This window comes from Actinomadura nitritigenes (assembly GCF_017573545.1).
Taxonomy (GTDB): Bacteria; Actinomycetota; Actinomycetes; order Streptosporangiales; family Streptosporangiaceae; genus Spirillospora; species Spirillospora nitritigenes.
On record NZ_JAGEOK010000009.1, the window covers coordinates 54,139 to 72,486 of the forward strand.

An 18,348-nucleotide genomic window follows, 5' to 3' on the forward strand; every position below is an offset into this window, starting at 1 on the left:
CCGGTGGCGGGCGGGCCTGATTTGGGTTGGCTTCTTCGGGGATGAACGGGGGCGGCTAAGGAGGGACGGTGGCGGAGACGGGCGGGACGGCGTTCGTGCTGGGCGGCGGGGGCGTGCTCGGTGCGCACGAAGTGGGGATGCTGCGGGCGCTGGAGGAGGCCGGGGTGCGGCCCGACCTGGTGGTGGGGACGTCGATCGGGGCGCTGAACGGGGCGTTCGTCGCGGCGGACCCGGAGACGGCGGTGGGGCGGCTGACCGGGGTGTGGTCGCACGACGCGGCGCGGGAGGTGTTCGGGGCGCGGGTGTGGGAGCGGTTGTGGACGCTGGCGCGGTCGGGGACGCATCTGCATTCGGCGGAGCCGCTGCGGCGGATGCTGGAAGGGCTGCTGCCGGTGCGGGAGTTCGAGCAGATGGCGGTCCCGTTCCAGTGCGTCGCGGCGGGGATCGAGACGGCGATGGGGCACTGGTTCTCGCAGGGGCCGGTGATCCCGGCGGTGCTGGCGTCGTGCGCGGCGCCGGGGCTGCTGCCGCCGGTCGAGGTGGACGGGCGGCACTACTTCGACGGGGGGCTGGTGCACAGCATCCCGGTGGGGCGGGCGGTGTCGCTGGGCGCCACGAGGATCTACGTGCTGCACGTGGGGCGGGTCGAGCGGGCGCTCGTGCCGCCGAGGTGGCCGTGGGAGGTGGGGATGGTCGCGTTCGAGATCGCGCGGCGGCACCGGTTCTTCGAGGAGATGGCGGCGCTGCCGGACGGGCTGGAGGTGCACGTCCTGCCGGCGGGCGGGAAGCGGCAGAAGGCGGGCGTCGACTATTCGCAGATGCGGTACCGGGACGCGTCGGGGATCGCGGGGCATATAGAGCGTGCCTACGCGGCGTCGATGAGGTATCTCGAAGAGCAGGTATGAGATGGTGCCGCCCCCCGTCGTCCGGCGGTTGGTCTGCACGCCGGTGCTGTTCCTGCTGACCTTGCTGGTCGTGGTCGCCTTCCCGTTCGTGTGGTTCTTCGGGACGCTGCTCGGGAGGAAGCGCAGGCGGGTCGTCCGGTTCCTGTGGTTCGCGCTGGCGTGGGGGACGCGGGAGTCCGCGGCGGTGCTGGAGTGCGCGTGGCTGTGGTGCACGGGGCGCGGGCATGACGAGCGGCATTACGACGTGATCCGCCGTTACGTGGCGGCCCTGTACGCGGTGGCGGGGCGGCGGCTCGGGCTGCGGGTCGAGGACGAGGGGAGCTGGGACGGGTCGGGCGGGGACCGGCCGCTGATCGTCCTCAGCCGGCACGCGGGGCCGGGCGACGCGCTGATCCTCGTCCATCACCTGCTCACCGGATACCACCGGCGGCCGCGGGTGGTGATGAAGGGGGAGCTGCAGCTGGATCCGTGCATCGACATCGCCGCGAACCGGATGCCGAACGTGTTCGTGCTGCGCGGCGGCGCGACGGAGCGGATCGGGCGGCTGGCGGAGGGCCTCGGGCCGCGGGACGCGCTGCTGATCTTCCCGGAGGGCGGGAACTTCTCGCCGGAGCGGCGGCGCCGGGCGATCCGCCGGCTGGCGCGCCGCCACCGGCGGCGCGACGCGGTGCGGGCGGCGCGGCTGCGGAACCTGATGCCGCCGCGGCCCGGCGGCGTCCTCGCGGCGATCGACGCGGCGCCCGGCGCGGACGTGGTGTTCGTCGCGCACGTGGGCCTCGACCGGATGGCCTCGGTCCGGGACATCTGGCGGCGGGTGCCGCTGACGGAGCCGGTCCGCGCGCGGTGGTGGCGGATCCCCGCCGAGGACGTCCCGGAGGGGCGGGAGGCCCGGATCAACTGGCTGTACGCGCAGTGGGAGCGCGCGGACGCGTGGATCACGGCGCACCGGTGATCCGGGATAAGCCGTTGACGCGGTCAATAGACTCCGGGGCATGGCGGACGAGGGGACGGTGCGGGTCGATCTGTGGATCTGGTCCGTCCGGCTGCTGAAGACGCGGTCGATGGCGACGACGGCCTGCCGTGCGGGGCACGTGCGGGTGAACGACGAGCGGGCGAAGCCGGCGACCGCGGTGAAGATCGGCGACGAGGTGCGGCTGCGGCACGACGGCCGGGAGCGGATCGTGGTCGTGCAGAAGATCGTCCGCAAGCGGGTGGGGGCGCCGGCGGCGGCCGAGTGCCTGATCGACAAGAGCCCGCCCCCGCCGCCGCGCGAGGCGCTGGTCCCGATCGGCCGCCGCGACCGGGGTGCGGGGCGCCCGACCAAGCGGGACCGCCGCGAGCTGGACCGGCTGCGGGCGCTGAACTCGACCCTGAACCGGCCCCCGGCGGACTGAACCAGCCGCCGGCGGCCTCCCGGCGGGGCGGGCTCAGACACTGACGGCCTGGACGGCGGACCGGCCGATGACGCGGCCGTTCGCGGCGAGCGCCTCGGCGACGACCCGCGGCGCGACCGGCATCGTGGCGGCCGTCTCGAATCCGGTGCGCCGGACCGTCGCGGCGGCCGTGAGGCGGGCGGCGTCCGCGTCGGTGAGGAACCGCCAGGCCGCGACGCCGGTGGCGCCGTTCCAGCTGGCGTGCACCCGCATCCGGCCGCCGGACACCGCCGCGACGGCGACGGCCGGCGCCGCCGCGGGCCGCGCGGACCAGGGCGAGCGGTAGGCGCGGTAGGAGCCGGCCCCGGTCATCTGCATGACCGGCGTCCCGTCCGGCCCGTACTCGATCACGGTGGCCGTCGAGCCGTAGCCGACGAGCGCGTTGCCGCCCGGCAGCATCTGCACGTTCCCCATGTACTGCCCGTAGGTCGTGCCGTCGGTGTACTCCCGCAGCAGCGTCGCCTTCCGGGCCCGCTCGTCGATCGTCAGGACGAGCCCGCGCGACGGGCCGTCGCCGACGTTCGTGATGTGGTTGTCGAAGACCGAGATCGTGGTGGCGTCGAGGCGGCGGGCGTCGTGCTGCCAGGCGAACGCGGCGCGGGGGCCGAGCGCGAAGTCGCTGCGCGCGCCGCCGAGCCGCCACCGCACCGCGCCGGTCCGCCGGTCGATCGAGTACAGCGCGCAGGTGTCGCGCGCGGAGATCAGCAGCGTGTCGCCGTGGGCCTGCACCGAGTTGACGTGGATCGGGTCGAACGTCCTGCCCTTCGTCCCGTCGGTGTCCTTGGTCATCGGCATCTTCGTCTCGGAGATCGCGATGTGGTCGAGCGCCTTCCAGTCGAGCAGCACCTTCCCGGTCGCGATGTCGACCTCCTGGACGCGGCAGCCGTACACGTGCCCGTCGCGGGGGCCGCCGATCGGCCGTAGGTCCGCGGTGACCTCGGGGTAGGCGGTGAGCAGCGCGGTGCCGCGGTCGGTGAGCTGGAACTCGTGCAGGTCGCCGTCCATGCCGTCCCCGGCGCGGACCTCGGCGATCGTGGTGTAGCTCCGGTCGAGGACGATCCCCTTGCCGGCGCCGTGCCCTCCGGTCAGCCGCGCGCCCTCCCAGTAGGTCAGCACCGGGTCGCCCTTGTAGGTCTGTACGCGCAGGTCCGTCACGAGGTCGTTCGCGCCGCGGAACCACACCGGTTCGCCGTCGTCGTCGACGATGAGGGCGTCGGCGTGGTCGGTGCCGCGGAACGGCGCGACGAACAGCAGCCCCGAGGCGACGGCTCCGGTGCGGCGCACGGTGACCTTCGGCGGCTGCGCTCCGGGCAGCGTGAGGTAGCCGGCCGGCGCCGCCCCGGCCTTCGTGCCGGCGGCGGAGGCGGAGCCGGTGGCGGTGCGGTCGAGCGAGCCGGCGGCGCCGGCCAGCGCGGCACCGCCGGCCAGCACCGTCCCCGCGAGGAAACCGCGACGTGTCAGACCCATGACGGACGGTCTACGTGCCCCGGTTCAGAGTCCGGTGAAAGAACCCTGAGAGGTTCCTGGTGGTCTGCGCGGATCGTCCTACTTCACGTCGACGTAGTCGTCCCGCGAGGCCTGCTTGTCGCAGTGGCTCGTGCCGGGGAAGTAGGCGCGCCACGTCCCGTCGCGGCTCGCCTTGAAGCCCTTGCGGAAGCGCCCGTCCCCGGCGGTCTTGGCGGAGCCCATGTACGTCCAGGTCTTGGCGCCCTTGGGGCGGAAGTAGATCCGCATGGTCTTGCCCGGGTACGAGGTGTAGCCGGTGGCCCGGTCGTTCAGCCGGTAGAGCCGCCCGGACACGGTCAGCGTCCCGCCCTTGCGGACGGGCTCCGGGGCGGCGTTGAAGCTCCCGACGGCCGTGTCGAACTTCTCGTACCAGGACTCCTCGCGGGTGGCGAGCTTCTTGCCGGACCGGTCGTAGGCGACCACCCGGGCCGTGTACCGGCCCGTGTCGCTCGGCTTCGGCGGGCAGCCGACGCCCCAGCCGACCTGGTAGCCGGGCAGGACCTTGCGGTAGGTGATGACCGGCTCGATATGGCCGGTCGGCTCGACGAGGTACACGTTGGAGTAGGCGACCGTGGGGCCCTCGGCGCCCCACACCCACACGTCCATGTAGCAGTTCTTGTCGTACTTGTCGGTCTTCTTGACGGTCAGGCGCTTGGGCACCTGGATGCGGAACGTCACCGTGGCGGCGTCGGCGGCGGTGGCCGAGACCGGCCCGGCGAGCAGGCCGGTCGCGACGCCCAGCGCGGCGGCGGCGGACACGAGCCTTCGGGGCAGCGTCATGCGCGTTCTTCCTGGGGGAGAGGGGTGGACGGGCCGGTGGCCCGCGGGAAACGATCATGCCGGTCTTCGCTGGCATCGACAAGCGGCTTCGCGCCGGCGGCGCCGGGAAGCCCGCCGACGGCGCCGGAAGCCGGTGGACAGGGCGGGCCGCGGTCTGCCAGCATGCGGGCATGATCGATGAAAGGGGCGTCGCCGCCCGCATCCGATGAGCGGAGCCGTGCAGCGGGACGCTGCCGCCATCCGCGATGAATGGCTGGGCCGGGCGCTGCCCGCGCGGCCCGCCGACCGTCCGGCCGCCGAAGCGGCCGTCTCCGGCCTCTACCGCCTGGCCGGACTCGATCCGCCCCGTTTCCACTGGGTTCCCTCGCCGCTCGCGGCCTTCGAGACCGTCCCGCCCGGGATGCGCCTGCGCCCGGACGGGCCGCACGTCTTCGACGGGCCCGCCGCGCGCGCACTCGCCGCGTCCGCGCTCCAGCTGCGCCTCGACCTCGACGAGGTGGTCAGAAGGCACAGCTCCGGCCTGGCCGGCCTGTTCCGGCAGCAGGTGCGGTTCTCGCTGGCCGGCTCGGTGCGGGACACGCTGGGGATGGCCGCGCGCGCGGCGCACGACCCGAAGCGCACGGCGGCCACCTGGTACGACAGGCTGTGCGTCTCCTGGTGCGCCTACTACGACGTCATGCGCCGGGCGGCGGGCGTTCCGTTCACGTCCGAGCAGGCCCGGGGCCTCGATCTGTGGGGGGCCGCGCTGACGTCGGCCGGCTGGTGGTGGCCGTACGAGGACGTGTGCGTGATGTCCGAGCGGCCCGTCGCCGTCCGCACCGAGCCGTCCGGGGACGACGGCGAGGTGCGCCTGCACGCCCCGGACGGCCCGGCGATCCGGTACGCCGACGGCTGGGACCTGCACGTCTGGCACGGCACCCCGGTGCCGTCCTGGGTGATCGCCGACCCGACGCCGGAGCGCATCGACCGGGAGGTGAACGTCGAGGTCCGGCGGTGCGCGATCGAGCGCATCGGCTGGCCCGCCTACATCGAGGGCGCCGGCCTCCGGCTCGTCGGCGCCGCGCCCGACCCCGGGAACCCCGGCTCCGAGCTGCGGCTCTACGACATGCGGCCGGACACCCGGGTGCTGCTGGCCGTCAACGGGTCGGTCGAGCGCGACGGGCGGCGCCGCCGGTACGGGCTGACCGTGCCGGGCGCGATCGCCGACCCGGTCGCCGCGGCGGCCTGGACGTACGGGCTGTCCACCGAGCAGTACTCCCTCCTCGCCCGCCGAACCTGAAGGTGATGACCATGGAACAGACCCTCGCGTCCCTCTCCCTGCAGACCGGTGTCACCGTGCTCGACCATCTGGAGCGGTCGATGCGCATCCCCGTCGTCGACGGCCTCCAGGCCCAGGGCGACCTGATCGTGGTCCCGCTGCACGTCGTGGCGGGGGCGGTGCGGCCCGCGCCCGACGAGCCGCCGGGGTTCGGCCGCCCCAGCCCGTGGCGGGACGTCCCGCCGGAGGGCGTCGAGCTGCTGCGCGCCGAGGCCGGCGGCAACACGCACACGCTCGTCGCCGAGCCGGGCACCTGCCGCTGGACGGCGGACGTCGACGACGACACGCGCCTCGCGATCGGTGTCTTCGTGGCCGCCGAGGTCGTCTACCTGCTGCATCCCGAGCACGGCGCGTCGGGCTGCGCGCCGGGGACGTACGTCGTCCGGCGGCAGCGCGAGCACGACCGCCGCCGCGGCGGGATGCGCTTCGTCGCCGACTGAGACCCGTCGGGTCGCGGCGTGCCGCCGTCATGGCGCCCCCATGACGGCGGCACGCCGCACGTGAACGGCGGGGTCAGCGGAAGGCGAGTCCCTCGAAGGCGCCGGACTCGCGCCAGCGCTCCAGGTAGGAGAAGTAGGCGGTGGCGCCCGCCGGGTAGCCGACGTTCAGCAGCGACCACCGCGACGGCTCCTGGCCCTCGTTGTTGTAGTAGCCGGGCGTGCAGTCCGGCAGGAACCGCATCGGCGGCGGCGCGGTGCGCAGCAGGTCGAGCCATGCGTCCTCGGCCTCCCGCGTCACCTCGACCTCGGCGCACCCGCGGTCGAGGGCGTGCCGGATCACCGCCGCGATCGTCGCGCCCGCCTCGGTGAGGTTGTGCGGGATGTTCGAGATGAGGTTCGCGCCCTGCGCGGCCTGCACGACGAACGCGTTCGGGAAGCCGTGGACGTGGGTGCCGTGCAGGGTGCGCATCCCGTCCGACCAGTACTCCGACAGCCTCACGCCGCCGCGCCCGGTCATGTCGTAGCCGGCGCGGCGGGTGTGCTCGGTGCCGACCTCGAACCCGGACGCGTAGATGACGCAGTCGACCTCGTACTCGCGCCCGCCCGCGACGACGCCGGACGCGGTGATGCGCTCGACGCCCTTCCCGTCGGTGTCGACGAGGTGGGTGCCGGGGACGTTGAACGCCTGCAGGTACTCGTCGTGGAAGCAGGGCCGCTTGCACAGCTGCCGGTACCAGGCCTTGAGGTTCCGGGCCGTCTCCGGGTCCGCGACGATCGCGTCGACGCGGGCGCGGATCTCCTCCATCTTCTCGTGGTCGGAGTCCTCGTAGACCTCCGCCATCCGCTCGAGCGTCGCCTCGCCGGGGCCGAGCGCGGCGTACCGCGCGCGGATGCGGCGGCTGAGGTCGGTCCAGCCGTCCATGACCAGGTCGGTCTCGGCGGTGCCGCCCGTCTGGTTGGAGGTGAAGTTCTCCAGCCAGCGCCGCTGCCAGCCGCGCGTCGCGATCCCGGCGAACCACTCGGGGTCGATGGGATGGTTGTTCCGGACGTCGACCGACGACGGCGTCCGCTGGAAGACGTACAGCTCCGCGCAGGCCCGCGCGAGGTGCGGGACGCACTGGACGGCCGTCGCGCCCGTCCCGATGATCGCGACGCGCTTGTCCGCCAGCCCGTCCATGGGCGCGCCGGACGGGTCGCCGCCGGTGTAGGCGTAGTCCCAGCGGCTCGTGTGGAACGCGTGCCCCTCGAACGCGTCGATGCCGTCGATGCCGGGCAGCTTCGGGACGTGCAGCGGGCCGGTGCCCATGGCGACGAACTGCGCGGTGAACGCGTCGCCGCGGTTCGTCCGGACGATCCACCGGGACCGGGACGCGTCCCATTCGAGGTCCTCGACCTCGGTGTGGAACAGCGCGTTGTCGTAGAGGCCGTACTGCTTGCCGATGCGGCGGCAGTGCTCCAGGATCTCCGGGCCGTGCGCGTACTTCTCGGTCGGCACGTGCCCGGTCTCTTCGAGCAGCGGCATGTAGACCATCGAGGCGGTGTCGCACTGGGCGCCCGGGTACCGGTTCCAGTACCAGGTGCCGCCGAAGTCGCCGCCCTTCTCGACGATCCGGACGTCGGCGACGCCGGCCTCCTTCAGCCGGGCGCCGGTGACGAGCCCGGCGAACCCGCCGCCGACGAACGCCACGGTGACGTGGTCGGTGCGCGGCTCGCGGGGCGTGACGGGGAGGTAGGGGTCGGTGAGGTAGCGGGCGAACCGGCCGGTGAGCCGCTGGTACTGGGCGTTGCCGTCGGGGCGGAGCCGCTTGTCGCGTTCGGCGCGGTACGTGCGGCGGAGGGCTTCCTTGTCGATCATGCACGCTCCGGGGGCGGGGCCTGCGGGCGGGCGCGCGCGCTCGCCCTCGTCCAGAACAGAATGACATTCACGACCGTCCGAAGGCGACACTCGTGAACGATCCACCGCTCTCCGGGCTGTTCGGGCGAAATACGATCACACCGCGGCCGCGGATCGAGGATGCTGGCCTGGGTGCGGAGCCGGAGGAGGGCGCCTGGATGGTCGAGGGAAACGTGCCGGGCACGGTGGGACGGGTCACGACGGCGCCGGCGGGGGCGCAGGCCCCGGCGGTGGAGGAGCTCCTGGACGCCCTGTGCGCCATCGACGCGGACGGCTGGTATCCGGCCATCGACGTCGAACGCCCGTGGTCGTCGGCGAACCCGCACATCACCGGCGAGTTCGCGCGGCCGGGCGCGATCCGGAACTACCTGCGCAGGGAGCTGTCGGCGCTGATCAGGGCGGGCGCGAACGTGACCGTCCGGGCGTCGCGGCGGGCGCTGCCGTTCGACGACCCGGGGTTCTTCGCCGCCCTCGGCGAGGACCACGTCGACCTGCGCGGCAAGAAGCTGTTCCTGTTCGGGCCGGAGCGCATGGCCCTGTCCCTCGACCGGCTCTGGCACTACTGCGGGACTCCCGCCGAGTCCTTCCAGCGGCACATCCTGTTCACGAACTACGCGATGTACGTCGAGTCGTTCCGGGAGCGGTTCCCCGGCGCGGAGGGGCCGGAGCGCCCCGGCGTCCAGATGCCCGCCTGGCACCACCGCACCCCCGAGGGGGACGGCGTCAGCCTCGTCGACATCGGGGTCGGCCCGTCCAACGCCAAGACCATCACCGACCACCTGGCGGTGCTGCGCCCCGACACCATGATCATGGTCGGCCACTGCGGCGGGCTCCGCAACCACCAGCGGCTCGGCGACTACGTGCTGGCCACCGCCTACCAGCGCGCCGACTACGTGCTGGACGAGGTCCTCTCCACCGACATCCCGGTCATCCCCAACCACCGGCTCAACACCATCCTGCTCGACAGCCTCGAAGCGGCCGGGGCCGGCTACCGGCTGGGCGTGGTGCACACCACCGGCAACCGCAACTGGGAGTTCAACCAGCGGCGGACGCTCGCGGCGATGAAGGGCGCCCGCTGCATCGCCGTCGACATGGAGTCGGCGACGATCGCCGCCAACGGGTTCCGCTACCGCATCCCGAACGCGACGCTGCTCTGCGTCTCGGACAAGCCGCTGCACGCCGCGCCCAAGCTCTCGGACGGTGCGAAGTCCTTCTACGAGACGAGCAAGCGGCGGCACCTCGACATCGCCCTGTCCGCGCTCGAACGGGTGCGCAGCGACTTCCCGGACGGCCTGCCCAACCAGGACGTGCGGGCGTCCGACGAGCCGCTGCTCGGAACGGAGACCGAGCAGCGGGAGACCCCGCCCGGCGCGGCCCGGGCGGGCGCTAGTCCAGTGTGATGACGACCTTCACGTCGTCCTCGTCCGGTGTGAACGCGTCCTGGAACCGCTCCAGCGGCACGCGCCGCGACACCAGCCGGCCGAGCCAGTCGAGGTCGGCCTCGGCGAGGGCGTCCGCGGCCGCCGCGTAGTGGTCCAGGTTGGCGTTCACCGACCCGACGATCGCGTCGTTCTCCAGCACGAGCTCCCGGTTGATGCTTCCCGCGTCGACCGTCAGCCGCCGTCCCCTCGGGGACACGCCGGTCAGGCAGACGACCCCGAACGCGCTGGTGGCCGCCATCGCGCCGAACACCAGCCGCCCGGCGCCGGTCGCCTCGATGACGATGTCTGGCTCGGCGTGCGCGACGGCGGCGTCCATCCCGTCGGCGTGGTACGTCGCGCCGAGGCTCTTCACCAGCTCCGGCTTCGGGCCGTCCGCCACCTGGTCGAGGACGTGCACGTCGAGCCCCCGCTGGACGCCGAGCAGCGCGGCCAGCAGCCCGATCGGGCCCGCGCCGGTCACCAGCACGGACCTCGGCTCGTACCAGGCCCGTGCGCCGACCCTCTCCACCTGCTCCCACGCCTTCGCGACCACGGTCGCCGGCTCCATCAGCACGCCGACGTCCGCGAGCCGCGGGTCCAGCTTCACCGCGTAGCCGGTCTCGACCGTCCACGCCTGGCTCGCGTAGCCGTCGACCTCCTTGATGCCGCGCTCGGTGTACCGGCCGTTGCGGCACATGTCGAACTGGCCGTGCGCGCACGCCCCGCAGGGCTCCGGGTCGGGCCGCCGCACCACGCCGACCACCAGGTCGCCCTCGGCGAACCCGCCGCCGGACGGCGCCCGCCGCACCCGGCCGAGCGACTCGTGTCCGATGACCAGCCGGTCATGGCCGGGCGGCGCCCAGCCGTACTCGCCCGACGCGATCTCCCGGTCCGTGCCGCAGACCCCGACGGCCAGCCCGTCCACCAGCAGCTCGCCGTCGCCCGGCTCCGGATCGGGAACGTCCCGGACCGACAGGGAGTCCTTCCGCCCGGGGACGACGGTCAAGGCGCGCATGCCGTTCTCCTTCGGTTCTCTCTTCATGTCCCGGCGCCCGCGCCCGCGGCCCGGGACGCCTCCGCCGCCGCGGCCGTGCCGCTCAGATGCCGCGCGGTGTTGACCAGCCCGACGTGCGAGTACGCCTGCGGGGTGTTGCCGACCTGCCGCCCCGCCGCCGTGTCGTACTCCTCGCTCAGCAGCCCGAGATCGTTGCGCAGGCCGAGCAGCCGCTCGAACAGCTCCGTCGCCCGCTCGCGCCGGCCGATCCCGTTCAGCGCGTCCGCGAACCAGAACGTGCAGGCCAGGAACGCGCCCTCCGACCCCGGCAGCCCGTCGACGCCGCCGTCGGCCGCCGGGTCGTACCGCAGCACGAACCCGTCCCGGTACAGCTCGCGCTCCACCGCCTCCACGGTGCCGACGACGCGCGGGTCCCCCCACGGCAGGAATCCCGTCGCCGGGATCAGCAGCAGCGCCGCGTCCAGCCCTCTCGACCCGTAGAACTGCGTGAACGTGCCCCGGTCGGCGTCGTAGCCGTGGTCGCACACGTCCGCGTGGATCCGGTCGCGCAGCGCCCGCCACCGCGCGGCGGGCCCGTCCAGCCCGTGCTGCTCGACGCCGCGGACGGCCGCGTCGACGCCCGCCCACGCGAGCACCTTCGAGTGCACGAAGTGGCGGCGGTCGCCGCGCACCTCCCACAGCCCGTTGTCCGGCTCGTCCCAGTGCCCTTCGAGGAAGTCGAGCAGCGCCTTCTGCACGTCCCACGCGCTCTGCACCGCGCCGACGCCGGACTCCCGGGCGAGGTGCAGGCCGTGCAGGACCTCCCCCCAGGTGTCCAGCTGGAACTGGCCGGACGCGGCGTTGCCGGCCCGCACCGGCGACGCGCCCTCGTACCCGCCGAGCCAGTCGAGGGTGGACTCGGGGAGCCGCCGCGTCCCGTCGATCCCGTACATGATCTGCAGCTCGGCGGGGTCGCCGGCGACGGCGCGCAGCAGCCACTCGCGCCACGCCCGCGCCTCCTCGACGAACCCGGTGCCGAGCAGCGCCTGCAGTGTGAACGTCGCGTCGCGCAGCCAGCAGAACCGGTAGTCCCAGTTGCGCGGCCCGCCGAGCCGCTCCGGCAGCGACGTGGTCGCGGCGGCGACGATCCCGCCGGTCGGCCGGTAGGTGAGGCCCTTCAGCGTGATCAGGGAGCGGCGGACGGCGTCGTCCCAGCGCCCGTCGTAGCGGAAGCCGCCCGTCCACTCCGCCCAGAACGCCTCGGTGTCGCGCAGCGCCTGCTCCGGCTCGACCTCCCTGGGGCGCGGCTCATGCGACGGCTTGTAGGTCAGGACGAACGGGACGCGGTCCCCGGCCGACACCGCGAACTCGCCGACGGTCGCCATGTCGCGGCCCTCCAGCGGGACGGGCGTGCTCAGCCACGCCGCGTCCGGTCCCGCGACCGCCTCCCACCGGCCGTCCAGGCGCCGCACCCACGGGACGATGCGGCCGTAGTCGAACCGGAGCCGCAGCTCCGTCCGCATCGGCACCCGCCCGCTGACGCCCTCGACGATCCGGACCACGTCGGCCGCCTCGCCGCGCGGCGGCATCGTGTCGATCAGGCGGACGGTGCCGTCCGGGGTGTCCCATTCGGTCTCGAGGATCAGCGTGTCCCCGCGGTACCGGCGGCGCGTGCACCTCCCGCCGGACGCGGGCGCCGTCCGCCAGAACCCGGCGGTGCCGTCGCCGAGCAGCGCGGCGAAGCAGGCCGGGGAGTCGAACCTCGGCAGGCACAGCCAGTCGATCGAGCCGTCGGCGCCCACGAGGGCCGCCGTGTGGAGATCGCCCAGCAGCCCGTAGTCCTCGATGCGCAGCGCCAACCCTCACCTCCGTGCTCGGTATCCCGTCTCCTCCGTACCCATGGGTCCGGAACCATGCGGGGCCGCGGGCGATTCACCCCGCCGCGGGCCGAATGGAGGCCGTGTTCACGGGCACCCAGGCAGAGAGGGCCGGACGCAGTACGGAGAGGGGACAGACCATGAAGTACGGGCAGTTCATCGCGACGGTCCGCGACAACGGGGACTACAGCGGCCGCGAGGAGGCCGAGCGCGTCACCGAGGCGGTGCTGAGCGTCCTGCGGGACCGGCTCACCGAGGAGAGCGCCGACCACCTGGCCGCGCAGCTTCCCGAGCCGCTGGACGAGCTGATGCGCGACCGGGACGCCAAGCGGGCCGAGTCGTACGGGTCGGCGGAGTTCTGCCGCCGGGTCGCCGGGATGACCGGAGCCACCGAGCGCACCGCCGAATGGGACGCCGACGCCGTGCTCAGCACCGTCGCGGGCACCGTCTCCGGCGGCGAGCTGAACCACCTGCTGAGCCAGCTCCCGTCCGGGTACGCGCCGTTCTTCGGCAAGAACGAGCTCATGGACTGACCCGCGGGGACCGCCCGCTCCGGCCTCACGGGGCGAGGACGGCGACCGCCTCCAGGTAGGTGGAGGGGACCTCGACGGTGCCGCCGGGCGCGGCTCCGGCGGCCTCGACGTACCGGGTGAGGCCGGCGGTCAGCGCGTCCCGCCCGGCGGCGTCGAGGACGTCGAACGCGAGGGTCAGGGGCCCGAAGTGCGCCCGGAAGTAGCCGATCATGTCGCCGGGGGAGCGGAACCGGAACCGCCACCGCCGCTCGGCGCACTCCAGCGCGGACGCGTGCGGGCCGAGCAGCCGCTCCAGGTGCTTGGCGGTGCCCCACAGGGTGGGCGCCGCGTCCCCGGACGCCCCGGCGGTGTACCGGTCGACGAGGCGGAGCAGCTCGCCGAGGAAGCCGTCGGGCGCCCAGCTCGCCAGCGCGATCCGCCCGCCGCGCCGGACGACGCGCAGCAGCTCCGCGGCGGCCCGCTCCTGGTCGGGGACGTACTGCACGCCGAACGTCGAGACCGCGACGTCGAACGCGCCGTCCGGGTGGGGCAGCGCCAGCGCGTCACCGGTCTCGAACCGCGCCTCCAGCCCCTCGGCGGCGGCGCGGGCCCGCGCGTGCTCCAGCAGGGCGGGGACGTAGTCGACGCCCGTCACGTCGGCGAACCGGCGGGCGGCGGCGAGGGCGGTGTTCCCGGTGCCGGTGGCGACGTCGATGACGCGCTCGCCGGGCCGGATCCCGGCGGTCTCGCAGAGCAGCTCGCTCACCAGGAGCCAGCGGTTGCCGACGCGGGCGTAGTCGCCCCCGGCCCAGGTGCCGCGGGCCCCGGTGTCGACCCCGCCGATGTCGTCGCGCACGGTTCGATCTCCCCTCGGTGGCGACCTTGATCGTCCGACATTCCGGGCATGGCGGACAAGGGCCGCCGAAAATGCGATCGCGTCGCCGCAGGCCGGAAGTGCCTTCCCGCCGGAAAAGGGAAGGAGCGGATGGGGGAGGGGGAGTTCTGGTGGACCGGAACGTGAGGTTGTTCGCGGGGGCCCTGGCGGGGACGGCGCTGCTGCTGGCGGGCTGCGGCGGGGGAGGCGACGGCGGCAAGGCGCGGACGGCCGCGGCGGCGGCGCCCTCGCCGACCGGCGGCGCCGCGCAGCTCCAGCAGCAGTACGAGCAGGTCGTCTCGTCCGTGCTGCCCTCGGTCGTGAAGATCGAGACCGACCAGGGCGAGGGGTCCGGCGTCGTCTACGACGACAAGGGCGACATCGTCACGAACGCGCATGTCGTCGCGGGCGCGAAGCAGATCCGGGTGACGTCCTCCAGCGGCGGCAGCCCGCTGAAGGCGACCCTGGTCGGCTCCTTCGTCGCCGACGACCTCGCGGTGGTGAAGGCGACCGGCGGCAACCTGCGCCCGGCCGCGTTCGGGGACTCCGCCCAGGCCAGGGTCGGGCAGATCGTGCTCGCCATGGGCAACCCGCTCGGCCTCGCCGGAAGCGTGACGAACGGCATCGTCTCCGCGCTGAACCGGACGGTGTCCACCAAGCAGGAGGGCGCGTTCCCCGGCGCGACGATCGGCGACGCGATCCAGACCAGCGCGCCCATCAACCCCGGCAACAGCGGCGGCGCGCTCGTCACGCTGGACGGGCAGGTCATCGGCATCCCCACCGCCGCCGCGTCCGACCCGCAGATCGGCGGGGCCGCCGCGGGCATCGGATTCGCGGCGCCGAGCGACACCGTCAAGAAGATCGTCCCGCAGCTGATCCAGAGCGGGAAGGTGTCGCAGTCCGGGCGGGCCGCGATCGGCGCCACCGTCCGCACGATCGTCGACCCGAACAGCGGCCAGAAGACCGCGGTCGCCGTGGTGGACGTGACGAAGGGCGCCGGCGCCGACAAGGCCGGGATCAAGGCCGGCGACCTGATCGTCTCGGTGAACGGCACCCCGACGCCCGACCAGACCGCGCTGGCCGCCGTGCTGGCGAACCTGAAGCCCGGCGGCACCGTCAAGGTCCAGGTCGAGGAGCCGAACGGGGCGAAGAAGGACGTCCAGGTCACCCTCGGCGAACTGCCCGGCGGCTGATCCGGGGCCGGGCCGCGGGGTCGGCGGCCGGCGCGGGCCTCGCCCGGCGCACCCGCGCGCCCGGCTACCCGCGCCCGGCTACCCGCGCGAGCCCGGCCGTCCGTGCGGGCCCGGTCGCTTCCCGCGCCCCTGCCGCTCCGCGCCCCTGCGCGCGGCCTCGACGAGCACCCTTCCGACGGCACCGAGGAACACCAGGTCACCGAGCATCTGCAGGGTCGTCAGGATCCGCGCCGGCGTGGACACCGGCACGATGTCGCCGAACCCGACCGACGAGAACACCGTCACGGTGAAGTACATGGAGTCCACCTTCGACAGCCGCTCGGAGAAGTGGCCCGGCCCGCCGCTGTCCAGCAGCCGGTACGTCGAGGCGAACACCACCAGGAACACCGTGAGGGACGTCACCAGCGCCTCCAGGGCGCGCAGCCACGGCGACGACGAGCGGACGATCGCGCGCGCCTGCCAGCCGACCAGCGCGCCGAGGCCCACCAGCGACCCGAACACGGTCAGCGCGGTGGTGAGCCCGAACCGCACGTCCAGCGGCGCCACGGAGTACAGCGCCACCATGCAGGCCGAGATCACCAGCATGCGCGCGATCGGCCGGACCAGCGGCCGGCGCCAGGGAGCGTCCACACCCTGTGAATGCCCGCGTTCACGCTCCGTGATGCTGGACGATCGCCGCCGCCGGATGCGAGGCTGCCGGACGTGCTGATCCTGGGCGTACTGGCAGCGGCCTCCCTCGCGGCCTGGCTCTACCTCGCGGCCGCCCACGGCGGCTTCTGGCGCACCCGGACCGGCCTCCCCGGCGCCGCCGGCCCGGACCCCGCCCCGGACCCGGATCCGGGCGCGTGGCCGCACGTCGTCGCCGTGATCCCGGCGCGGGACGAGGCCGCCGTCCTGCCCGGCACGCTCCCGACCGTGCTCGCGCAGCGCTACCCCGGCCGCTTCGAGGTCGTCGTCGTGGACGACGCCAGCACCGACGGCACCGCCGAGGCCGCCGCCCGGCTCGGCGCGTCCCGGGTCGTCCGGGCCCGCGAGCGGCCCGCCGGCTGGGCGGGCAAGGTATGGGCGATGTCCGAGGGCGTCCGGGCCGCCGGCGAGCCCGGCTTCTACCTGTTCACCGACGCCGACATCGCCTACGCGCCCGGCACGCTGGCCCGCCTCGTCCGCGCCGCGCACGACCGCGACCTCGTGTCCCGGATGGCCACCCTCAACACCGCCACCGCCTGGGAGCGCCGGCTCGTCCCCGCCTTCGTGTACTTCTTCGCGCAGCTCTACCCGTTCCGCCGGGTCGCGAGGGGCCGCCGCACCGCCGCCGCGGCGGGCGGCTGCATGCTCGTCCGCCGCGAGACCCTGGAGGCGGCGGGCGGGCTCGCCGCCGTCCACGACGCGCTCATCGACGACGTCGCGCTCGGCCGCCTGCTCAAGCGCGCCGGCGCCCGCTGCCGCCTCGACCTCGACCGGGACGTGGTCAGCCGCCGCCCCTACCCGCATCTGGGCGACCTCTGGGCCATGATCGCCCGCAGCGCCTACCACCAGCTCCGCTACTCGCCCGCGCTGCTGCTCGGCACCGTCCTCGGGCTGCTGCTGGTGTACGCCGTCCCGCCCGTCGCGGGGCTCGCCGGGCTGGCGGCCCTCAGCCCCCTGCCCGCCGCCGCGGGCCTCCTCGCCTGGGCGCTGATGACCGCCACCTACGTCCCGATCCTCCGCTTCTACGGCCTGTCCCCGCTGAGGGCGCCGGCCCTGCCGCTGATCGCGCTCATGTACGCCGCGATGACCGTCGACTCCGCCCGGCTGCATCGGAAAGGACGCGGCGGGGCGTGGAAAGGCCGCGTCAGGTGACGGCGGGTTTCCGCGCGACGCCGCAGAAGGCCGTCACCTCCGGCGGGCTGCCCCACGGAATGGCCTCCGGACGCCATTGCGACACCGACACGACACCCGGCTCCAGCAGTTCCAGGCCGTCGAAATAGGCCGCGATCTGCTCGGGAGTGCGCAGCTTGTAAGGGTCGCCCGCTTCCGCGCGGGTCTGCTCCGCCTGAGCGGCCGCCTCCGGATCCACCTTGTCGGTGCCGTCCTCAAGAACGAGGTAACTGCCGGGTGCCAGCGCTCCGACCAGCCGGTCGCGGATCGCCCGCGCTTCCGCGTCGTCCCCCACGTTCCCGAGGATGCCCAGCATCATCAGCGCGACCGGACGGCCGAGATCGAGCGTCCGGGCCGCCCGTTCGAGAATGGCGTCCGGGTTCCGGACGTCCGCGCTGATGTAGTCGCACGCGCCCTCCGGAGTGCTGCTGAGCAGGGCGCGGGCATGCGTCAGGACGAGCGGGTCGTTGTCGACGTAGACGATCCGGCAGGCCGGATCGACCCGCTGCGCGACCTCGTGCGTGTTGTCCACCGTCGGCAGTCCGGTGCCGATGTCGAGGAACTGCGCGACGCCCGCCTCGCCCGCCAGATACCGGACCGCGCGCCCGAGGAACGCCCGCGAGTGGCGCGCCACGTCCACGATTCCCGGATACACCGCGCGGACCTGCTCGCCGACCTCCCGGTCGACCGGATAATTGTCCTTGCCGCCCAGCCAGTAGTTCCAGACGCGCGCCGAATGCGGAACGCTCGTGTCGATGACCGGCCCGTCCGCTGCCATGAACGACGCCCTTCGCTCGGGGATTCCGCCCCAAATTACCGCACCCCGCCGAACTCGGACGGCCCGCGACCGCACGCCCTTCCCGCGCCCTTTCCGGAAAAGAACGGCGCTCCGGCGCCGTTGCCGGCGGCCGGACCCGGCCGGGGCGTCAGCGGGTCTGCTGGATGCGGATCAGGTTGCCGGCCGGGTCGCGGACCGCGCAGTCCCGCACCCCGTACGGCTGCTCGGCCGGCTCCTGGACGATGTCGGCGTTCCCCGCCTGCAGCCGCTTGAAGACGCCGTCGAGGTCGGGCGTGGCCAGCTGGATGATGGCGTAGGTGCCCTTGGCCATCATCTCCGCGATGGTGCGGCGCTCGTCCTCGGTGACGCCGGGGTCGGCGGCCGGCGGGTGCAGGACGATGGCCGTGCCCGTCCCGCCGGGCGGCCCGACCGTGATCCAGCGCATCCGCCCGCTGCCGACGTCCAGCCGGACCTCGAAGCCGAGAACGTCCCGGTAGAAGGCCAGGGACGCCTCCGGGTCCTCGTGCGGGAGGAACGTCGAATGGATGGCGATGTCCATGCGGCCA

At 73.9% G+C, this 18,348-nt stretch carries 18 protein-coding genes; 9 read left to right on the top strand and 9 right to left on the bottom strand.

Translation table 11 applies throughout. The features are described from left to right. The first annotated feature begins 68 nt into the window (after positions 1–68). Genes J4557_RS15205 through J4557_RS15215 form a run of 3 tightly spaced genes read left to right on the top strand, consistent with a single transcriptional unit; the run spans position 69 to position 2,299 of the window. Positions 69–905 carry a patatin-like phospholipase family protein gene (locus J4557_RS15205; RefSeq protein WP_307799822.1) on the top strand — a complete coding sequence of 279 codons (837 nt, stop codon included), beginning with the start codon at positions 69–71 and terminating at the stop codon, positions 903–905. 1 nt (position 906) lies between these two features. Continuing rightward, positions 907–1,857: a 1-acyl-sn-glycerol-3-phosphate acyltransferase gene (locus J4557_RS15210; protein WP_208267179.1), complete on the top strand. Its 951-nt coding sequence runs from the start codon at positions 907–909 to the stop codon at positions 1,855–1,857. A 40-nt stretch (positions 1,858–1,897) separates the two neighbouring features. After that, positions 1,898–2,299, top strand: a complete 402-nt coding sequence (locus J4557_RS15215) for an RNA-binding S4 domain-containing protein (RefSeq protein ID WP_208267180.1) — start codon at positions 1,898–1,900, stop codon at positions 2,297–2,299. Positions 2,300–2,332: 33 nt separating this feature from the next. Here the strand turns inward: J4557_RS15215 and J4557_RS15220 are convergent, their stop codons facing one another. Both J4557_RS15220 and J4557_RS15225 read right to left on the bottom strand, forming a co-directional pair. After that, a complete protein-coding gene (locus tag J4557_RS15220; protein ID WP_208267181.1) occupies positions 2,333–3,805 on the bottom strand; it encodes an arylsulfotransferase family protein in 1,473 nt (490 codons plus the stop codon). Between the two features lie 78 nt (positions 3,806–3,883). Beyond that, positions 3,884–4,624 (bottom strand): hypothetical protein, encoded by a 741-nt coding sequence (locus J4557_RS15225; protein ID WP_208267182.1) that lies wholly within the window; start codon positions 4,622–4,624, stop codon positions 3,884–3,886. Between the two features lie 217 nt (positions 4,625–4,841). On the opposite strand from J4557_RS15225, the gene J4557_RS15230 reads away from it, so the two are divergent. Both J4557_RS15230 and J4557_RS15235 read left to right on the top strand, forming a co-directional pair. Next, positions 4,842–5,903, top strand: coding sequence for a DUF6745 domain-containing protein (locus J4557_RS15230; protein WP_208267183.1), 1,062 nt, complete (start codon positions 4,842–4,844; stop codon positions 5,901–5,903). 11 nt (positions 5,904–5,914) lie between these two features. Further along, positions 5,915–6,382: a DUF8820 family protein gene (locus J4557_RS15235; RefSeq protein WP_208267184.1), complete on the top strand. Its 468-nt coding sequence runs from the start codon at positions 5,915–5,917 to the stop codon at positions 6,380–6,382. A gap of 73 nt (positions 6,383–6,455) precedes the next feature. Here J4557_RS15235 and J4557_RS15240 read toward each other — a convergent pair whose 3' ends face one another. After that, entirely contained in the window at positions 6,456–8,237 is a 1,782-nt protein-coding gene (locus J4557_RS15240) for a flavin-containing monooxygenase (RefSeq protein WP_208267185.1), read from the bottom strand. 197 nt (positions 8,238–8,434) lie between these two features. On the opposite strand from J4557_RS15240, the gene J4557_RS15245 reads away from it, so the two are divergent. Beyond that, positions 8,435–9,676, top strand: coding sequence for a phosphorylase family protein (locus tag J4557_RS15245; protein ID WP_208267186.1), 1,242 nt, complete (start codon positions 8,435–8,437; stop codon positions 9,674–9,676). On the opposite strand, the gene J4557_RS15250 is transcribed toward J4557_RS15245, so the two are convergent. Then, positions 9,663–10,712, bottom strand: coding sequence for a glucose 1-dehydrogenase (locus tag J4557_RS15250; RefSeq protein ID WP_208267187.1), 1,050 nt, complete (start codon positions 10,710–10,712; stop codon positions 9,663–9,665). The genes J4557_RS15245 and J4557_RS15250 overlap by 14 nt on opposite strands. A gap of 23 nt (positions 10,713–10,735) precedes the next feature. After that, positions 10,736–12,544, bottom strand: a complete 1,809-nt coding sequence (locus J4557_RS15255) for a glycoside hydrolase family 15 protein (RefSeq protein ID WP_372442489.1) — start codon at positions 12,542–12,544, stop codon at positions 10,736–10,738. 164 nt (positions 12,545–12,708) lie between these two features. Between J4557_RS15255 and J4557_RS15260 the strand changes: the two genes are divergently transcribed. After that, the gene (locus J4557_RS15260; protein ID WP_208267189.1) at positions 12,709–13,101 is read left to right on the top strand and encodes a DUF2267 domain-containing protein; all 393 of its coding nucleotides are present in this window, start codon (positions 12,709–12,711) and stop codon (positions 13,099–13,101) included. Between the two features lie 25 nt (positions 13,102–13,126). Here J4557_RS15260 and J4557_RS15265 read toward each other — a convergent pair whose 3' ends face one another. Further along, the gene (locus tag J4557_RS15265; protein WP_208267190.1) at positions 13,127–13,936 is read right to left on the bottom strand and encodes a class I SAM-dependent methyltransferase; all 810 of its coding nucleotides are present in this window, start codon (positions 13,934–13,936) and stop codon (positions 13,127–13,129) included. A 149-nt stretch (positions 13,937–14,085) separates the two neighbouring features. Here J4557_RS15265 and J4557_RS15270 point away from each other — a divergent pair, with 149 nt between their 5' ends. Continuing rightward, on the top strand, positions 14,086–15,147 hold the full coding sequence (locus J4557_RS15270; protein WP_307799824.1) for a S1C family serine protease: 1,062 nt from the start codon (positions 14,086–14,088) through the stop codon (positions 15,145–15,147). Positions 15,148–15,225: 78 nt separating this feature from the next. On the opposite strand, the gene J4557_RS15275 is transcribed toward J4557_RS15270, so the two are convergent. Beyond that, positions 15,226–15,777, bottom strand: coding sequence for a potassium channel family protein (locus J4557_RS15275; RefSeq protein ID WP_208267192.1), 552 nt, complete (start codon positions 15,775–15,777; stop codon positions 15,226–15,228). 72 nt (positions 15,778–15,849) lie between these two features. Here J4557_RS15275 and J4557_RS15280 point away from each other — a divergent pair, with 72 nt between their 5' ends. Continuing rightward, the gene (locus J4557_RS15280; protein ID WP_307799825.1) at positions 15,850–16,986 is read left to right on the top strand and encodes a glycosyltransferase; all 1,137 of its coding nucleotides are present in this window, start codon (positions 15,850–15,852) and stop codon (positions 16,984–16,986) included. Here the strand turns inward: J4557_RS15280 and J4557_RS15285 are convergent. Both J4557_RS15285 and J4557_RS15290 read right to left on the bottom strand, forming a co-directional pair. Then, entirely contained in the window at positions 16,979–17,782 is an 804-nt protein-coding gene (locus tag J4557_RS15285; RefSeq protein ID WP_208267193.1) for an SAM-dependent methyltransferase, read from the bottom strand. The genes J4557_RS15280 and J4557_RS15285 overlap by 8 nt on opposite strands. Positions 17,783–17,930: 148 nt before the next feature. Next, positions 17,931–18,341, bottom strand: a complete 411-nt coding sequence (locus J4557_RS15290) for a VOC family protein (protein ID WP_208267194.1) — start codon at positions 18,339–18,341, stop codon at positions 17,931–17,933. Between the last annotated feature and the right edge of the window lie 7 nt (positions 18,342–18,348).

Excerpts from the sequence above, each read along its gene's own strand:
- J4557_RS15210 (WP_208267179.1), top strand. The coding sequence starts at position 907 with ATGGTGCCGCCCCCCGTCGTCCGGCGGTTGGTCTGCACGCCGGTGCTG.
- J4557_RS15215 (WP_208267180.1), top strand. The coding sequence starts at position 1,898 with ATGGCGGACGAGGGGACGGTGCGGGTCGATCTGTGGATCTGGTCCGTC.
- J4557_RS15220 (WP_208267181.1), bottom strand. The coding sequence starts at position 3,805 with ATGGGTCTGACACGTCGCGGTTTCCTCGCGGGGACGGTGCTGGCCGGC.
- J4557_RS15225 (WP_208267182.1), bottom strand. The coding sequence starts at position 4,624 with ATGACGCTGCCCCGAAGGCTCGTGTCCGCCGCCGCCGCGCTGGGCGTC.
- J4557_RS15235 (WP_208267184.1), top strand. The coding sequence starts at position 5,915 with ATGGAACAGACCCTCGCGTCCCTCTCCCTGCAGACCGGTGTCACCGTG.
- J4557_RS15240 (WP_208267185.1), bottom strand. The coding sequence starts at position 8,237 with ATGATCGACAAGGAAGCCCTCCGCCGCACGTACCGCGCCGAACGCGAC.
- J4557_RS15245 (WP_208267186.1), top strand. The coding sequence starts at position 8,435 with ATGGTCGAGGGAAACGTGCCGGGCACGGTGGGACGGGTCACGACGGCG.
- J4557_RS15250 (WP_208267187.1), bottom strand. The coding sequence starts at position 10,712 with ATGCGCGCCTTGACCGTCGTCCCCGGGCGGAAGGACTCCCTGTCGGTC.
- J4557_RS15260 (WP_208267189.1), top strand. The coding sequence starts at position 12,709 with ATGAAGTACGGGCAGTTCATCGCGACGGTCCGCGACAACGGGGACTAC.
- J4557_RS15285 (WP_208267193.1), bottom strand. The coding sequence starts at position 17,782 with ATGGCAGCGGACGGGCCGGTCATCGACACGAGCGTTCCGCATTCGGCG.
- J4557_RS15290 (WP_208267194.1), bottom strand. The coding sequence starts at position 18,341 with ATGGACATCGCCATCCATTCGACGTTCCTCCCGCACGAGGACCCGGAG.